The sequence below is a fragment of the Actinotalea sp. Marseille-Q4924 genome, from assembly GCF_916618755.1.
In the GTDB taxonomy this organism is placed as follows: Bacteria; Actinomycetota; Actinomycetes; order Actinomycetales; family Cellulomonadaceae; genus Actinotalea.
In genome coordinates this window covers 879052-892420 of sequence record NZ_CAKAKB010000001.1, presented here as the reverse complement: position 1 = coordinate 892420, position 13369 = coordinate 879052, and the positions used below count along the sequence as shown (strand labels likewise).

At 72.6% G+C, this 13369-nt stretch carries 12 protein-coding genes; 2 read left to right on the top strand and 10 right to left on the bottom strand.

Annotated elements, in window-relative coordinates:
* Positions 1-45: 45 nt before the first annotated feature.
* The 7 genes from LG379_RS04220 to LG379_RS04190 form a co-directional block, all read right to left on the bottom strand.
* Positions 46-1059: a LacI family DNA-binding transcriptional regulator gene (locus LG379_RS04220; protein ID WP_225753295.1), complete on the bottom strand. Its 1014-nt coding sequence runs from the start codon at positions 1057-1059 to the stop codon at positions 46-48.
* 99 nt (positions 1060-1158) lie between these two features.
* Entirely contained in the window at positions 1159-1995 is an 837-nt protein-coding gene (locus LG379_RS04215; protein WP_225753294.1) for an ATP-binding cassette domain-containing protein, read from the bottom strand.
* Positions 1992-3818: a dipeptide/oligopeptide/nickel ABC transporter permease/ATP-binding protein gene (locus LG379_RS04210; RefSeq protein WP_225753293.1), complete on the bottom strand. Its 1827-nt coding sequence runs from the start codon at positions 3816-3818 to the stop codon at positions 1992-1994. Before LG379_RS04210 ends, LG379_RS04215 begins: the two co-directional genes overlap by 4 nt.
* A complete protein-coding gene (locus LG379_RS04205; RefSeq protein WP_225753292.1) occupies positions 3815-4756 on the bottom strand; it encodes an ABC transporter permease in 942 nt (313 codons plus the stop codon). The genes LG379_RS04210 and LG379_RS04205 overlap by 4 nt, the downstream gene beginning before the upstream one ends.
* Before the next feature lie 78 nt (positions 4757-4834).
* Positions 4835-6406: an ABC transporter substrate-binding protein gene (locus tag LG379_RS04200; RefSeq protein WP_225753291.1), complete on the bottom strand. Its 1572-nt coding sequence runs from the start codon at positions 6404-6406 to the stop codon at positions 4835-4837.
* Between the two features lie 244 nt (positions 6407-6650).
* A complete protein-coding gene (locus LG379_RS04195; RefSeq protein WP_225753290.1) occupies positions 6651-8375 on the bottom strand; it encodes a glycoside hydrolase family 3 protein in 1725 nt (574 codons plus the stop codon).
* A gap of 80 nt (positions 8376-8455) precedes the next feature.
* Positions 8456-9361 carry an HAD family hydrolase gene (locus LG379_RS04190; protein ID WP_225753289.1) on the bottom strand — a complete coding sequence of 302 codons (906 nt, stop codon included), beginning with the start codon at positions 9359-9361 and terminating at the stop codon, positions 8456-8458.
* 139 nt (positions 9362-9500) lie between these two features.
* Here LG379_RS04190 and LG379_RS04185 point away from each other — a divergent pair, with 139 nt between their 5' ends.
* Both LG379_RS04185 and LG379_RS04180 read left to right on the top strand, forming a co-directional pair.
* Positions 9501-10781, top strand: coding sequence for a lactate racemase domain-containing protein (locus tag LG379_RS04185; protein WP_225753288.1), 1281 nt, complete (start codon positions 9501-9503; stop codon positions 10779-10781).
* The gene (locus LG379_RS04180) at positions 10778-11608 is read left to right on the top strand and encodes a LarC family nickel insertion protein (RefSeq protein ID WP_225753287.1); all 831 of its coding nucleotides are present in this window, start codon (positions 10778-10780) and stop codon (positions 11606-11608) included. The genes LG379_RS04185 and LG379_RS04180 overlap by 4 nt, the downstream gene beginning before the upstream one ends.
* A gap of 19 nt (positions 11609-11627) precedes the next feature.
* Here LG379_RS04180 and LG379_RS04175 read toward each other — a convergent pair whose 3' ends face one another.
* The 3 genes from LG379_RS04175 to LG379_RS04165 form a co-directional block, all read right to left on the bottom strand.
* On the bottom strand, positions 11628-12218 hold the full coding sequence (locus tag LG379_RS04175) for a TetR/AcrR family transcriptional regulator (RefSeq protein ID WP_225753286.1): 591 nt from the start codon (positions 12216-12218) through the stop codon (positions 11628-11630).
* Between the two features lie 52 nt (positions 12219-12270).
* Complete coding sequence (locus LG379_RS04170) at positions 12271-12657, bottom strand: spore germination protein GerW family protein (RefSeq protein ID WP_225753285.1); 387 nt, start codon at positions 12655-12657, stop codon at positions 12271-12273.
* A gap of 143 nt (positions 12658-12800) precedes the next feature.
* Entirely contained in the window at positions 12801-13232 is a 432-nt protein-coding gene (locus tag LG379_RS04165; protein ID WP_225753284.1) for a hypothetical protein, read from the bottom strand.
* Positions 13233-13369 lie beyond the last annotated feature (137 nt).

Here is a 13369-nt window from a genome sequence, read left to right as displayed (position 1 = left end):
TCCGCGCGGCGGTCGACGGACGGCAATCGGTTGCCAGTAGTTGCCTCACCGGCGAGGGCAGCGCCCGGTGGACTCGCGGACGACGAGGCGCGTCGGCAGGACGAACGGCTTGTCCGTGGTCTGCAGGGCCCCCCGGACGATCGCCAGGAGGTTGCCCACGGCGGTCGAGCCGAGCGTGCGCAGGGGCGACGCGACGGTCGTCAGACCGGGTGACACGAGCTCGGCCGGAAGGATGTTGTCGAAGCCGACGACGCTGACGTCCTCCGGGACCCGGATGCCCTCCGCGGCCAGCGTCCGCATGAGGCCGATGGCCACGAGGTCGTTGTAGCAGATCACGGCCGTGGGGAGGTGGGCACGCAGGAGGGCCGCCGCGTCCCGTCCGCCCTGGAGCGTCGGCGCCACGGGGCCGACGCGACGGGTGTGCAGGTGCAGCTCGTGGCCGGCCTCCCGCAGCGCCCGCCAGCGCATCCCGTCGGCCCAGGACGCCTCCGGCCCGGCGACGTAGGTGATGTGCTCGTGCCCGAGCTCGCCGAGGTGCTCAGTCGCCCGCCGCACCCCCCTGGGGTTGTCCGTGACGACGCTGGGGATGCCCGCGAGGTGGCGGTTGAGCACGATCATCGGGGTCTGCTTGGCGATGACGCGCAGCGTGGAGTCGGACATCCGGGAGCTCCCGATGACGATGCCCTCGACCACGGGCAGGACCCGCTCCAGCGACTCGCGCTCGACGACGTCGGACTCGCGGGCGTCGGTGAGCAGGACCGTGTACTCCTCCTGCGAGGCCGCGAGCTGGGCGCCCCGGATGAGCTCCGAGTAGAAGGGGTTGGTGACGTCCGAGATCATCAGCGCGATCATGCGCGTGCGGGACGTGGACAGGGCGCGCGCCACCGGGTTGGCGCGGTACCCGAGCTGGGCGGCCGCCTCGCGGATGCGCTGCGCGGTGTCTGCGTTCACGCGCCCGGGCCGCGCGAAGGCCCGGGAGACCGTGGACGGCGCCACGCCGGCGAGCCGGGCGACGTCGTAGATCGTCGGCTGCGAGCGCCGGGGCGTCTCACCGCTCATGGGCTCAACCTAGGGACGGCGCGACCGCGACGGCAACCGGTTGCCCCGGTCGGGGGACCCGACCGGGGCAACCGGCACGCACCGCGCGGAGGGGCGCCGTCAGACGCCCGCACCGACCTCGGCGAGCCGGGCGGCGCGACGCACGGCCTGCCGGTCCGGGTCGGGGACCGGCGAGGCCAGCAGGAGCCGGCGCGTGTACGGGTGGTCCGGGTCCTGCGTGACCTTCTGCGCCGGTCCCTGCTCCACGAGCTCGCCCTTGTAGAGGACCGCGACACGGTGGCTCACGTGCCGCACGACGTCCAGGTCGTGCGAGACGAACAGGTAGGAGACACCCGTCGCCTGCTGGATCTCCAGCAGCAGGTCCAGCACGCGGGCCTGCGTCGACAGGTCGAGGGCGCTGACCGGCTCGTCGCAGACGATGAGCCTGGGCCGCAGCGCCAGCGCCCGCGCGATGGCGATCCGCTGCCGCTGACCGCCGGAGAACTCCCGGGGCAGCCGGCCCATCGCGTCCTGCGGCATGTGCACCCGGTCGAGGAGCTCCTTGACGCGGGCCCGCGCCTGCGGGCCGGTGACGCCCTGGATCCCCAGTGGCTCGGAGAGGATGTCGCCGACGGTCAGGGACGGGTTGAGGGACGTGTAGGGGTCCTGGAAGACCACCTGCAGGTCCTGGCTCAGTGCCCTGCGGTCCCGGCGGGACGCGTGGCTGATGTCCTTGCCGTCGAAGGTGATGCGGCCCGCCGTCACCGGCGCGAGCCCCAGCACGGCACGGCCCAGGGTCGTCTTGCCGGAGCCCGACTCCCCCACGAGACCGAGGGTCTCGCCGGGACCGATGCGGGCGGAGACGCCGTGGAGCACGCGGAACGGCTTGGCGAACAGGCCCTTGCCCGGGTACTCGACGACGAGGTCGTCGACCGTCAGCAGGTCCGGAGCGGTCATCGTGCCACCTCCAGGGCAGCCGGGACCTCGCCCAGCAGCCGGGTCATGGGCTCCTTGCCCTCGAGCATCGAGGACAGGAGCATCTGCGTGTACGGGTGGCTCGGGGACCGCAGGATCGTGCGGACGTCGCCCTGCTCGACGAGCCGGCCGTTCTGCATGACCACGACGCGGTCGCAGAGGTCGGCGACGACCCCGAAGTTGTGGGTGACGAGGAGGATCCCCATCCCCCGTGAGGCCTGCAGCCCGCGGAGCACGTCCAGGACCTCCGCCTGGACCGTGACGTCCAGGGCCGTGGTCGGCTCGTCGGCGATGACCAGATCGGGGTCGCAGGAGATGGCACCGGCGATGAGCACGCGCTGCGCCATGCCGCCGGAGATCTCGTGCGGGTAGGCCTCCATCGTGCGGGCCGGGTCGGGGATGCCGACGCTGGCCAGCAGCTCCTGCGCACGGGCGCGCGCCGCCTCCTTGGACAGCCCCAGCACCTTCTGCATCGGCCGGGCGAGCTGGGACCCGATGGTGAACGCCGGGTCCAGGTTGCTCATCGGCTCCTGCGGGATGTACGCCAGGCGCTTGCCGCGCAGCGGGGCGAGCCGGTTCTGGCTGACCCCGTCCTCGCCGGGGGCGACGAGGTAGGACCCGTCGAACTGGATCGCACCACCGGCGATGATCGCGTTGTCCGGGAGCAGCCCGAGGATCGAGAACGCCGTCTGGGACTTGCCCGAGCCGGACTCCCCGACGATCCCGACGACCTCGTTGCGGTCCACGTGGAAGGAGACGCCGTCGACGACGGTCTTGCGACCACCGCCCGGCTGCGGGTAGGCGACGGCGAGGCCGCTCACCTTGAGGAGGTGGTGCTCGGTGCCGACCTCGACGGCGGCGACCTTGGCCCCGCGAGCCGGCTTGGCGCGCTTCTCCTTGGTCTTCTCGAGGTCCTCCAGGGAGTCGCGCAGCGCGTTGCCGAGCAGGACGAACGCGCCGATGACGACCGAGATGGCGATCGTGGGCCACAGCAGGTTGAGCGGCTCGCGGTAGATGTTGCGGAAGCCGTCGCTGACCATGACGCCCCACGTGGGGACCGTCGGGTCGCCCAGCCCGAGGAACTCGAGCGCGGACTGGATCGAGATCGCGATGCCGCACACCATCGCGGTCTGGATGATGATCGGCGCCCGCACCACGGTGAAGATGTGCCGGCCGATGATCCGCAGGTCCGACAGGCCCGAGACGCGCGCGGCGTCGACGTAGAGCTCGTCGCGGACGGACTGCACGGCGGTGCGGGTGAGGCGGAAGTAGCCCGGGCTGAGCAGCACGCCGAACACGATCATCGAGACCCACGTCGACGGGCCGATGGCCGCGCGCACCGCCAGCAGGACGATCATGGAGGGCAGCGCCATGAGGATGTTGGTGGACCAGTTGGACAGGCCGTCGAACCAGGCGCCGTAGTAGCCGGCGACGAGGCCGGACGGCAGGCCGATGGCGATCGCGACGCCGGCGGCCAGGGCCGCCGAGAGCAGCGTGACGCGTGCGCCGAAGAGGAGCCTCGAGGCGATGTCGCGGCCCGCGGAGTCCGTGCTCAGCAGGTGCTCGCCGCCCGGCGGGAGCAGGACCGCCGTGAGGTCCGCGAAGTTGGGGTCGAACGGGGCCAGGACGTCGGCGAGGACCGCCGCCAGGCCCGCGAGCGCCAGGAGGACGATCGCGGCGACGCCCATGGGGTTCTTCAGCAGCCGGCGCCAGGCCGACGACCGCGCGACGGTGCCGGTCTGGCCGACCGGGGCCGCCGCGCCCCCGACGGGGTCGGGGGTGGTGAGGGTCTGCGCCTCGCTCATGACACACGCACCTTCGGGTTGAGCCAGCCGTTGGCGATGTCCACGGCCAGGTTGACCACGATGACGATGAGCACCGTGTAGATGACCACGCCCATGACGAGCGGCAGGTCGCTCTGGGTCGTGGCGGTGACGGCCAGCCGGCCGAGGCCGGGGATGGCGAAGATCGACTCGATGATGACCACACCACCGAGGAGGCCGATGAACTGGAGGCTGAGCACGGTGAGACCGGCCGGGGCCGCGGACCGCAGGACGTGCTTGACGAGGATCTCGCTCTCGCCGATCCCCCGGCTGCGCAGCGTGCGCACGTAGTCCATCTCGAGCTGCCGGATGTACGCGCTGCGGATCTGCTGGGCCGCGCTCGCGACGCCGTTGATCACCAGGGCGATGATCGGCAGCGTCAGGGACATCACCCACGCCGAGGCACCGGCGCCCGGTGCGATGGTCGAGATCGCCGGGAACCAGCCGAGCTGGATGGCGAACGCCCACGCGAGCAGCACGCCGATGATGAACCCGGGGACGGAGTTGCCGGTCACGGCGAGCACCTGCACGAACCTGTCGACCCAGCCGCGACGCACCGCGGCGGTGACACCGAGCCAGGTGGCGACGACGGCGATGAGCACGATGGCGATGCCCACCATGGCGAGCGTGACGGGGAGCTTGGAGGCGATCGCGTCGATGACGGCCTCGTTGGTGAACCAGGACTTGCCCAGCTCGCCGCGGGCCGCGCCGGCGAACCAGTCGCCGAGGCGGGACAGCAGCGGCTGGTCCAGCCCGAGCTGGGCCTGCTTCAGCGCGACTGCCTCGTCGGTGGCCTGGTCGCCCAGGATGTTGCGGGCGACGTTGCCCGAGTTCATGTAGAGCATGGTGAAGGCGAGGACGGCGACGGTGGCGAGGACGACGACACCCGAGGCCAGACGCCTGGCGATCATGACGAGCATGCGGGGCTCCGTGACGGTGGGCTGGAGTGGGTGGGGGGGGTGGGGCGAGGTCGGTCGACCTCGCCCCACCCGTGCGGCTCAGGAGGCCGGCGCGTAGTTGTAGATGGCCGGCACGGCCATCTGGATCTGCGGCTCCACGACGACCTTGGCCGCGTCGTGGAAGTAGAGCTGGCTGGGCCGGAACCACGGCGCGAACCAGGCCTCCTCCGTGATGATCCGGTTGATCTCGGCGGCCGCCTCCGCGGAGTCGTCGCCGCCGGCCCGCAGCACCTCGATCGCCGCCTCGATCTCGGGCGTGGCCGAGTCGAAGGGGTTGTACAGCGCGTCGGTGGAGATGATCTGCTGCACGGCGACCCAGTCCGGACCCTGGAAGAGGCTGAACCAGGCGGCGCCCCACGTGCCCTGGCCGAGGTTGGCGACGTAGTCGGCGGCCGGGGCGGACGTCTGCTCGACCGTGATGCCGACGTCGGCGAGCTGCTGGGTGACGAAGGTCATGATCGTCTCGCCGCCGGGGGTGATGACCGGCATCTCGATGGTCAGGCCGTCGGCGTAGCCGGCCTCGGCCAGGAGCTCCTTGGCCTTCTCCGGGTCGTAGGCGTAGTAGTCGTCGAGCTCGGCGTCGTAGCCCTCGGTCGCCGTGCCGAAGACCTGGCTCGTCACCTCACCCTTGCCGCCGCCGATCTGGGCCAGCATCGCCTCGCGGTCGAACGCGTGGTTGATCGCCTGGCGCACCCGGACGTCGGCCAGCGCCTCGTCGGAGGCGCCGTCGCGGTCCATGAGGAGCAGCCCCTGCCAGTCGGTGCCGTACTCGACGAGCGCCTTGCCGGCTGCCTCCGCCTGCTGGTACGTGGTGGCGTCGAGCAGCGCCGCGTCGACCTCGCCCGAGACGAGGGCGTTGACCCGCGACGTCACGTCGGCGAGGAACTTCATGGTGATCTGGTCCCAGCGCTGCAGCTCGGGGTTCCAGTAGTCCTCCCGCGCGGTGAACACGTACTGCGAGCCGACGACCGACTGGTCGGCGACCATGACGTACGGACCGGTGCCGACGGGGAGCCGGTCCATCCCGTCGCTGCCGAGCGCGGCGGGGGAACCCATGAGGCCGAGGGCCTGGCTGAGGTAGTACTCCATCGCGGGGTCCGGGGAGGACAGGGCGATCTCGACCGTGTCGGCGTCGACCGCGGTCACCGTGGAGATGGCGGCGGCCTGCGCCGCCTGGCGCCCGTTGTCGGCCTTGAAGTGCTCGATGTTGGCGACCACGGCCGCGGCGTCGAACGGCGCGCCGTCGGAGAAGGTCACGTCGGTGCGCAGGTCCAGCGACAGCACGGTGTTCGCGTCGTCGGTGTAGCCCCACTCGGTCGCGAGCATCGGCGCGAGGGTGCCGTCCGGCTCGCGGAGCAGCAGCGTGTCGTACGCGGCCTGGAACGGCTGCAGCATGTGCCCGACGTGGGCCTGAGCCGGGTCCCAGGACGCCGGCTCCTGCAGGATGCCGAGGGTGAGGGTGCCGCCGCGGGCGGCGCCACCGGTCGCCTGGGCCTCCTGGCCGTCCTGGGTGTCGGTGGAGGGGGCGGCCGAGCCGCCACCGCACGCGCTCAGGGCGAGCGCGGCGACGGCGGCGATGGCCGCGGGCGCAAAGGTCCTGATGGACGTCATCGTCGTGTCCTTCTGTCGGGCCCGCCGTGCTGTGACGGGGGGAGTTCTGCCAGTGCCCGGGGGGAGGGCTCCGGGGGCCGTGCCCGCCGGTGGGTGTGACTAAGGTCGCGTCCGTCGTCAGCGGGGAGCAACCGGTTGCCAAGAGTTGCCCTCAGACCCCTTGACATCGCACCCAGGTGCATGAAAGAGGGGCACGGCCGTCGTGGCCGTGCCCCTTCTCGCACCCCTGCTGGAGCGCCCCTTCCTACAGGCGCGCCTGCCACTTCTCAGTCCACACGAGGTCGTCGTACGAGCCCCGGAACGGCGACTCCCCCATGAGCTTGTCGACGACCTGCCGGATCGCCTCCGGGTTGTCGTGGTACGCGTTGATGTAGGCCTTGACCATGGTCGCGTCGTGCAGGTGCGTCGTGTAGTTGAGCGACACCATGACCGTCGGCACCTCGTGGACGTACCAGGGCACGTCGGTGCTCATGGCGACCTTCCAGCGGATCCGGTAGTTGTTCTCGCCGGCGTAGCCCACGACGTTCGCGACCACCAGCGCGGCGTCGACCTCGTCGCGGTACGCGAGCGTCGGCCCCTTGACGCGCGAGGCGCCGTCGTTGACGGTCACCTCGAAGCCGCGGCTCTCCAGCTCGCTCACGAGCGTGCCCAGGGTGCCCTCGCCGGCCGCGTAGATGCCGTCGCTCTCCTGCGACAGGTAGTACAGCCGCAGCCGCCGATGGGTCTCGGGGCGGATGGGGAGCTGGTCCAGGGTGTTCTTGACGAGCGTGATGGACGCGTCGGCCGCCTCGGCACGCCACCGGAGGTGCTCCTCGCAGCCGATCACCTCGAGGTCCGCGGCACCCTTGGCCAGCTCGCCCCGCTCCTTCTTGCCGGCGAGGTCGAGCTTGGCCTTGAGGCCCAGGACCCGCCGGACCGCGTCGTCGAGGCGTTCCGGGGTGATGACGCCGTCCCGGACGCCGTCGAGCATGAACCCGAAGTCCTCGGCGATGTCGTTGAAGAACAGGAACATGTCGCAGCCGGCCGCGATGGCCCGGGGCACGTAGTCCTGGCGTCGCATCGCCGCCGTCATGCCGAGCATGTGGCTCGCGTCGGTGACGACCAGCCCGTTGTACCCGAGGCGCGTCTTGAGCAGGTCCTGGAGCAGCTCCGGCGCGAGGGTCGCCGGCAGGATGTCGGCGTCCTCGAGGCCGGGGTCGAGCAGCTTCTGGTAGTGCGGCAGGGCGATGTGCCCAGCCATGATCATCTCTACGCCCTCGTCGATGTGGTGCTGGTACACCCGTCCGAACGACTCGTCCCACTCCTGCGGCTGGAGCTCGTTGACGCCGAGCACGAGGTGCTGGTCCCGCTCCTCGGTGCCGTCACCGGGGAAGTGCTTGATGCAGACGATCATGTCCGACTCGGAGCGGATCCCGCGCGCCTTGGCGCCGGTCGACCGGATGACGTCGTCTGCGGTCGTGCCGTGGGCGCGCGTGTTGACGATGGTGTTGCGCCAGTTGGTGAGGATGTCGACGATCGGCGCGAAGTTGACGTTCACCCCGAGGGCGCCGGCCTCCCGCGCGGACACGACGCCTGTGCGGAACGGGACCTCCTCGCCGCCGCTCGCCGCGGACTGGGCGCCGGTCGCGATGTACGTGCCCTCGGCGCACGCGCCGTTGCCGCCCGACTCGCAGTTCGCGGCCACGAGCAGTGGGATGCGGCTCGCGCGCTGGAGGTCGTTGATGAGGCCCTGCACCTGCTCGGCGCTGCCGCCGTGGTAGCGCGCACCCCCGATGTGGTAGCGGGCGAGGATCTCCTCGTTCGTCAGCGTGTTCCCGCCGAAGGCGTCGCCGCCGAAGTGGAAGAGGTTGAAGAACAGCTGTCCGACCTTCTCCTCGACGCTCATCGAGGCGAGGGTCTCCTCGACCCACGCGACACCCTCGTCGGGCAGTCGGTAGGGCAGGGCCCTCAGGTCGACGGTGGTACCCACGCGTGAACTCCTTCGGTTGATGCTCGTGGTCGGGGGGTGGTCGGTGCTGGTCGGTGCTGGTCGGTGCTGCTCGGTCCTGGTCAGGGCTGCTCGTGCCACGGGGGCACCGAGGGCAGGACGGCGGCGAACTCGGCGGCCAGCGCGTCGGCGTACGCGCCGGCGTACGTCCCGGCGAAGAAGCGGTCCAGCGCCTCGTCGTGCAGGCGGCGCCAGGACTCGTCCTCCCGCCCGGGCAGGATCGGGTAGAAGAGGACCCCGGCCGTCTCCGCGGCCGCCCGGTCCCCCGGTGCGTCCCCGACGAGGAGCACCCGGTCCGCGTCGTAGCGGCCGACGGCGGCGTGGCGGAGGTGGTCCTCCTTGGTGCCCATCTCCTGCCCGGCGATGAGGTCGACGAGCTCCGCGAGGCCGTGCTCGCCCCACTCGCGCTCGAGCGCCTCGACGGGTGTCGCGGACACGACCATGACGTCGGCCTGCTCACCGGCGCGGGCGAGGGTCTCCCGGACGCCCGTGAACGGCGGCACGCCCGTCACCATGTCGGCGATGGCCGCGTCCACGCCGTCGGTCCAGCGCAGCGCCTGGTCCAGCTCGGGGTCGGGGTGCTCGGCCGCGTACGCCCGCAGGCCCGCGGTGCTCAGCGGCCTCCCGGAGGTGATGAACTCCCGCAGCCGGTCGCCCGCGGGCACGGCGACGTGGCGCCGCGCCGGCTCGGGCCGCTCACGCAGCAGGTCGAACACCTCCACCAGGGCGCGCCAGCGGTTGAGCCCGCGGTGCGTGGAGTAGAGGTTGACGAACTCCGCGGTCTCGCGGGCGGCGGACGAGACCGCCTGCAGCCGCCAGTGCTTGATGGTGTTGGGGGTGAAGCACTCCTTGTGCTTGATCTCCATCGCGTCGAAGGCGCAGCCGTCGGAGTCCACGCCCACGAAGAAGTCGTGCCGCGGCCGGAAGGCGTCCAGCGCGTCGGCCGGTGCTGGGGCTGCCTGGGCCACGTCGTCTCCTGGGTCTGGGGGCGGCCGTCGTGCCGCGCTCGATCTGCAGTCAAGCTCCGGCCCGATCCGGACGACAACCGGTTGCCACGTGTTGCCGCAGGCCCTTGCACCGCGCCCGGGGGCCGCCCAGAGTGAGCGCATGAGCACTCCCCCGCCCGCTGCCCTGGTCGGCGGTCCCACCGCCGTGCTCGACGAGGCCACCGTCCGCTCCTTCGTCACCGAGCAGCTGGCCCAGGTGCCGCTGGACGGCCGGAGCCTGTGCGTCGTCGTGCCGGACGGGACGCGCAGCTGCCCCCTTCCGCTCCTGCTCGGCGCCCTCCACGCGGCCGTCTCCGGCCGCGTGACGCAGCTGACCGCGCTCGTGGCGCTCGGCACGCACCAGCCGATGAGCGAGTCCGACCTCGCCCGCCACCTCGGCTACACCGAGGGCGCGCTGGAGGAGACCTACCCGGGCATGCGGGTCCTCAACCACGAGTGGTGGCAGGAGGAGACGTTCGTGTCCGTCGGCACGATCGGGGCGGAGCGACTCGGCGAGCTGTCCGAGGGCCGGCTGGTCCGACCCGTCGACGTGCGGATCAACCGTGCGGTCGTCGAGCACGACGTCACGCTCGTCCTCGGGCCGGTCTTCCCGCACGAGGTCGTCGGGTTCTCCGGCGGCAACAAGTACCTCTTCCCCGGCATCTCCGCCAAGGACGTCATCAACGTCTCGCACTGGCTCGGCGCGCTCATCTCGAGCGTGGAGATCATCGGGACGCGCGGCATCACGCCGGTCCGCGCGCTCATCGACGAGGCCGCCTCGCTGGTCCCCGGGGACCGGTACGCGCTGTGCCTCGTCGTCCGGTCCGGGAGCGGCGAGCTGCACGCCGCCGCCTTCGGCCGGCCCGAGCAGGCCTGGGCCGCGGCCGCCGACGTCTCCGCCGAGACGCACGTGCGCTACCTCGATGCACCCGTCCGGCGGGTCCTGTCCCTCGTGCCGGAGAAGTACGAGGACATGTGGACCGGCGCGAAGGGCTTCTACAAGGTCGAGCCCGTCGTCGCCGACGGCGGGCAGGTCGTCCTCTACGCGCCGCACATCACCGAGATCTCGGTGATGCACCCCGAGATCGCGCGGATCGGCTACCACTGCCGCGACTACTTCGTGAAGCAGTGGGACCGCTTCAAGGACACCCCGTGGGGGGACCTGGCCCACTCCACGCACCTGCGCGGCGCCGGGACGTACGACCACGAGCACGGCGAGCAGTGCCGCGTCACCGTGACCCTCGCGACGGGCATCCCCGAGGACGTGGTCCGCTCCGTGAACCTCGACTACCTCGACCCTGCCGCGGTCGACCCCGAGGCCTGGGCGCTGGACCCGGACACGCTCGTCGTGCCGCAGGCCGGCGAGGTCCTGCACCGGCTGCGCGCGCTGCCCTCGACGTGACGGGGCGGACGCTCTGGATCGACGCGTCCGCGGGCGTCGCCGGTGACATGCTCCTCGGCGCCCTCGTGGACGCCGGTGTGCCCCTGTCCCGGCTGCAGGACGCGGTCGACGCCGTGCTGCCGGGCTCCGTCCGGCTCGTCCGGGCCGACGTCGTCCGGGCCGGCCTGCGGGCGGCGAAGGTGGACGTCGAGGTGCTCGTGGCGGACCCGCCGCACCGGACGTGGACGGTCGTCCGCGAGATGCTCGCCGCCGCAGCGCTGCCGGACGACGTCCGCGACCTCGCCCAGCGCACGTTCGCCCGGCTCGCCGGGGCGGAGGGGCGGGTCCACGGCGTGCCCCCGGAGGACGTCCACTTCCACGAGGTCGGGGCGCTGGACGCCATCGCCGACGTCGTGGGGTGCTGCGCGGGCGTGGCGGCGCTCGAGGTGGACGACGTCGTCGTCTCCCCCGTCGCGCTCGGCTCGGGCACCGTGCGCGCGCACCACGGGACGCTGCCGGTCCCGCCGCCGGCGGTGCTCGCGCTCACGCCGGGCTGGGACGTGCTGGCGGGTGGCGACGGGGAGCTCGCCACGCCGACGGGCGTCGCCCTCGTCACCTCGCTCGCGGTCCGCGGCGGTCCCCTGCCCCGGATGCGGGTGGAGACGTTCGGGATCGGGGCCGGCACGAAGGACACCCCCGGACGCGCCAACGTCGTCCGGGTGGTCGTCGGGACGGCGCCGGACGGCGCAGCGCCGCTCCGTGCGCACCAGCACGACGACGCCCCGGCACGCGAGGACGGTCACCGCCACGGGCACCCGCACGAGCACGGCCACCCGGGCGGCTCCTGACGACCTCGCCGCGTCGGGGTCAGGACGGTGAGGACCGCAGCTCCGCCGGCGGCACGGGCGCCGCGAGACGACCCTCGGACCGCAGTCCCCGGAAGGCGAGCTGGAGCGCGCGGCCCACGCCGCCCCCGGGCGCGGAGGCGGCGCTCGCCACCCCGCCGACCATGGCGGTCGCGAGCAGCACGTCGTCGAGCGTGACGTCCTCGCGCAGACCCCCGGCAGCGCGGGCGTCGTCGTACGCGCGACGCAGCATCGCCACCGTGCGTGCCGAGACCGCCGCGAGGCGCTCGGCGTCGACGGCGGAGGCGTTGAGTGCGGCCACCAGGCCGGGCATGTCGGCCTGGTACCAGGAGATCTCCACGACGAGGCGCTCGAGGAGGTCCTCGCCCTCGTGCTCCGCCGCGAAGCTCTCGAGCAGCTCGACGCGCTCCTCGAGCACCGCCGCGAGCAGGCTCGCGCGGTCGGGGAAGTGCCGGTAGAGGGTCCCGCGGCCGACGCCGGCACGCCGCGCCACGACGTCCAGCGCGGCGCCGACGCCCTCCTCGCGGAACACCTCCGAGGCGGCCACCACGATGCGCCGGCGGTTCCTGCGGGCGTCGATCCGCTCGCTCATGGCGGGAGCGTAGCCGCCCGGGCCACGCCCGCCGCGCCCCCCGGGACGACCGTCAGCGCCGCAGGATCCCGACGAGCACCGTGAGGATCGCCAGGGCGCCGAGCGCCATGCCGCCGCTGACGACCCGCTGCAGGTCCAGCGCGGGCTGCCAGGTCACCTGCGACCCGTCCAGGACGTAGACCCCGACCGGCGTGACACGCATCCCGACGCCGCCGCCGGAGCCGGACGACTCGACGTCGGCGGTCCCGCCGTCGGTCCCGGCGTCGGTCACGTCCTCGGGCCGACGCGCGGCGGGCGCGCTGCCGGAGCCCCCTCCGCTGCCGCCCATCACCCGCGCGACGGGGATCACGGTGACGCCGTCCCGGCTCACGGGCTCGCCGAACACGCGGCGGACGGTCAGGAGGTCGGCGACGGCACGACCAGGCTCGAAGGTCTCCATCCGGACATGCTCTGCCCGGTGCCCCTGTGCTGGAAGGACCGAAGGACCCGGGTGGTGACCGGTGACCCTCGGCCCGGGGCACGAGCCGGCGGGACGACGACGGCGCCCGCCCGGGTGACCGGGCGGGCGCCGACGAGGACCGCTCAGGCGGGGGCGTCCTCCGCCAGGACCTCGAAGACGATGCCGATGATGGCGTCGCCGTAGGCGGCGAAGAAGTGGTCGACGCCCTTGCCGTCGGACGACTTGGCCGACATGCGCTCCAATTCGGCGGCCGAGCGCGGGATCGTGAACCGCTCGAACAGCGTGACGCTCGTCGGGATGCCCCGCGCCTCGGTGAGCACGAGGGCCTCCGCGACCTGGGCGTCGGTGAGCGGTGCGGTGCCGAGGAAGAGGTGCGCGGTCCGGTACAGCTCCTCCAGGTGCAGGGTGGACCAGTTCGCGGAGCGGTCGGCCCCCGCGTCGCCCTTGTCCGACCTGGGGGCGATGTAGCACTCGTGGGCCGTGGCGGCACCGGCGCCGGTGACCACCAGGCCGGCCGTCAGGGCGATCGTCGGGAGGATCTTCGGGCGAAGCATGTGGCGCTCCTTGTCTCGAGGCGGGCCGGGTTGCCGCGCCGTCGTCATCGGACCTTGGTCCCTGGCGGGACGGACCACCACGAACACCACCCGTACGGTTGCTTCCGTGCAGGTGGTGTCCGGGCGATACTCGGCGA

What these genes read in the sequence shown, in the direction of transcription:
- LG379_RS04220 (WP_225753295.1), bottom strand. Translation starts at nt 1,059, where the DNA reads ATGAGCGGTGAGACGCCCCGGCGCTCGCAGCCGACGATCTACGACGTC.
- LG379_RS04215 (WP_225753294.1), bottom strand. Translation starts at nt 1,995, where the DNA reads ATGACCGCTCCGGACCTGCTGACGGTCGACGACCTCGTCGTCGAGTAC.
- LG379_RS04210 (WP_225753293.1), bottom strand. Translation starts at nt 3,818, where the DNA reads ATGAGCGAGGCGCAGACCCTCACCACCCCCGACCCCGTCGGGGGCGCG.
- LG379_RS04205 (WP_225753292.1), bottom strand. Translation starts at nt 4,756, where the DNA reads ATGCTCGTCATGATCGCCAGGCGTCTGGCCTCGGGTGTCGTCGTCCTC.
- LG379_RS04200 (WP_225753291.1), bottom strand. Translation starts at nt 6,406, where the DNA reads ATGACGTCCATCAGGACCTTTGCGCCCGCGGCCATCGCCGCCGTCGCC.
- LG379_RS04185 (WP_225753288.1), top strand. Translation starts at nt 9,501, where the DNA reads ATGAGCACTCCCCCGCCCGCTGCCCTGGTCGGCGGTCCCACCGCCGTG.
- LG379_RS04175 (WP_225753286.1), bottom strand. Translation starts at nt 12,218, where the DNA reads ATGAGCGAGCGGATCGACGCCCGCAGGAACCGCCGGCGCATCGTGGTG.
- LG379_RS04170 (WP_225753285.1), bottom strand. Translation starts at nt 12,657, where the DNA reads ATGGAGACCTTCGAGCCTGGTCGTGCCGTCGCCGACCTCCTGACCGTC.
- LG379_RS04165 (WP_225753284.1), bottom strand. Translation starts at nt 13,232, where the DNA reads ATGCTTCGCCCGAAGATCCTCCCGACGATCGCCCTGACGGCCGGCCTG.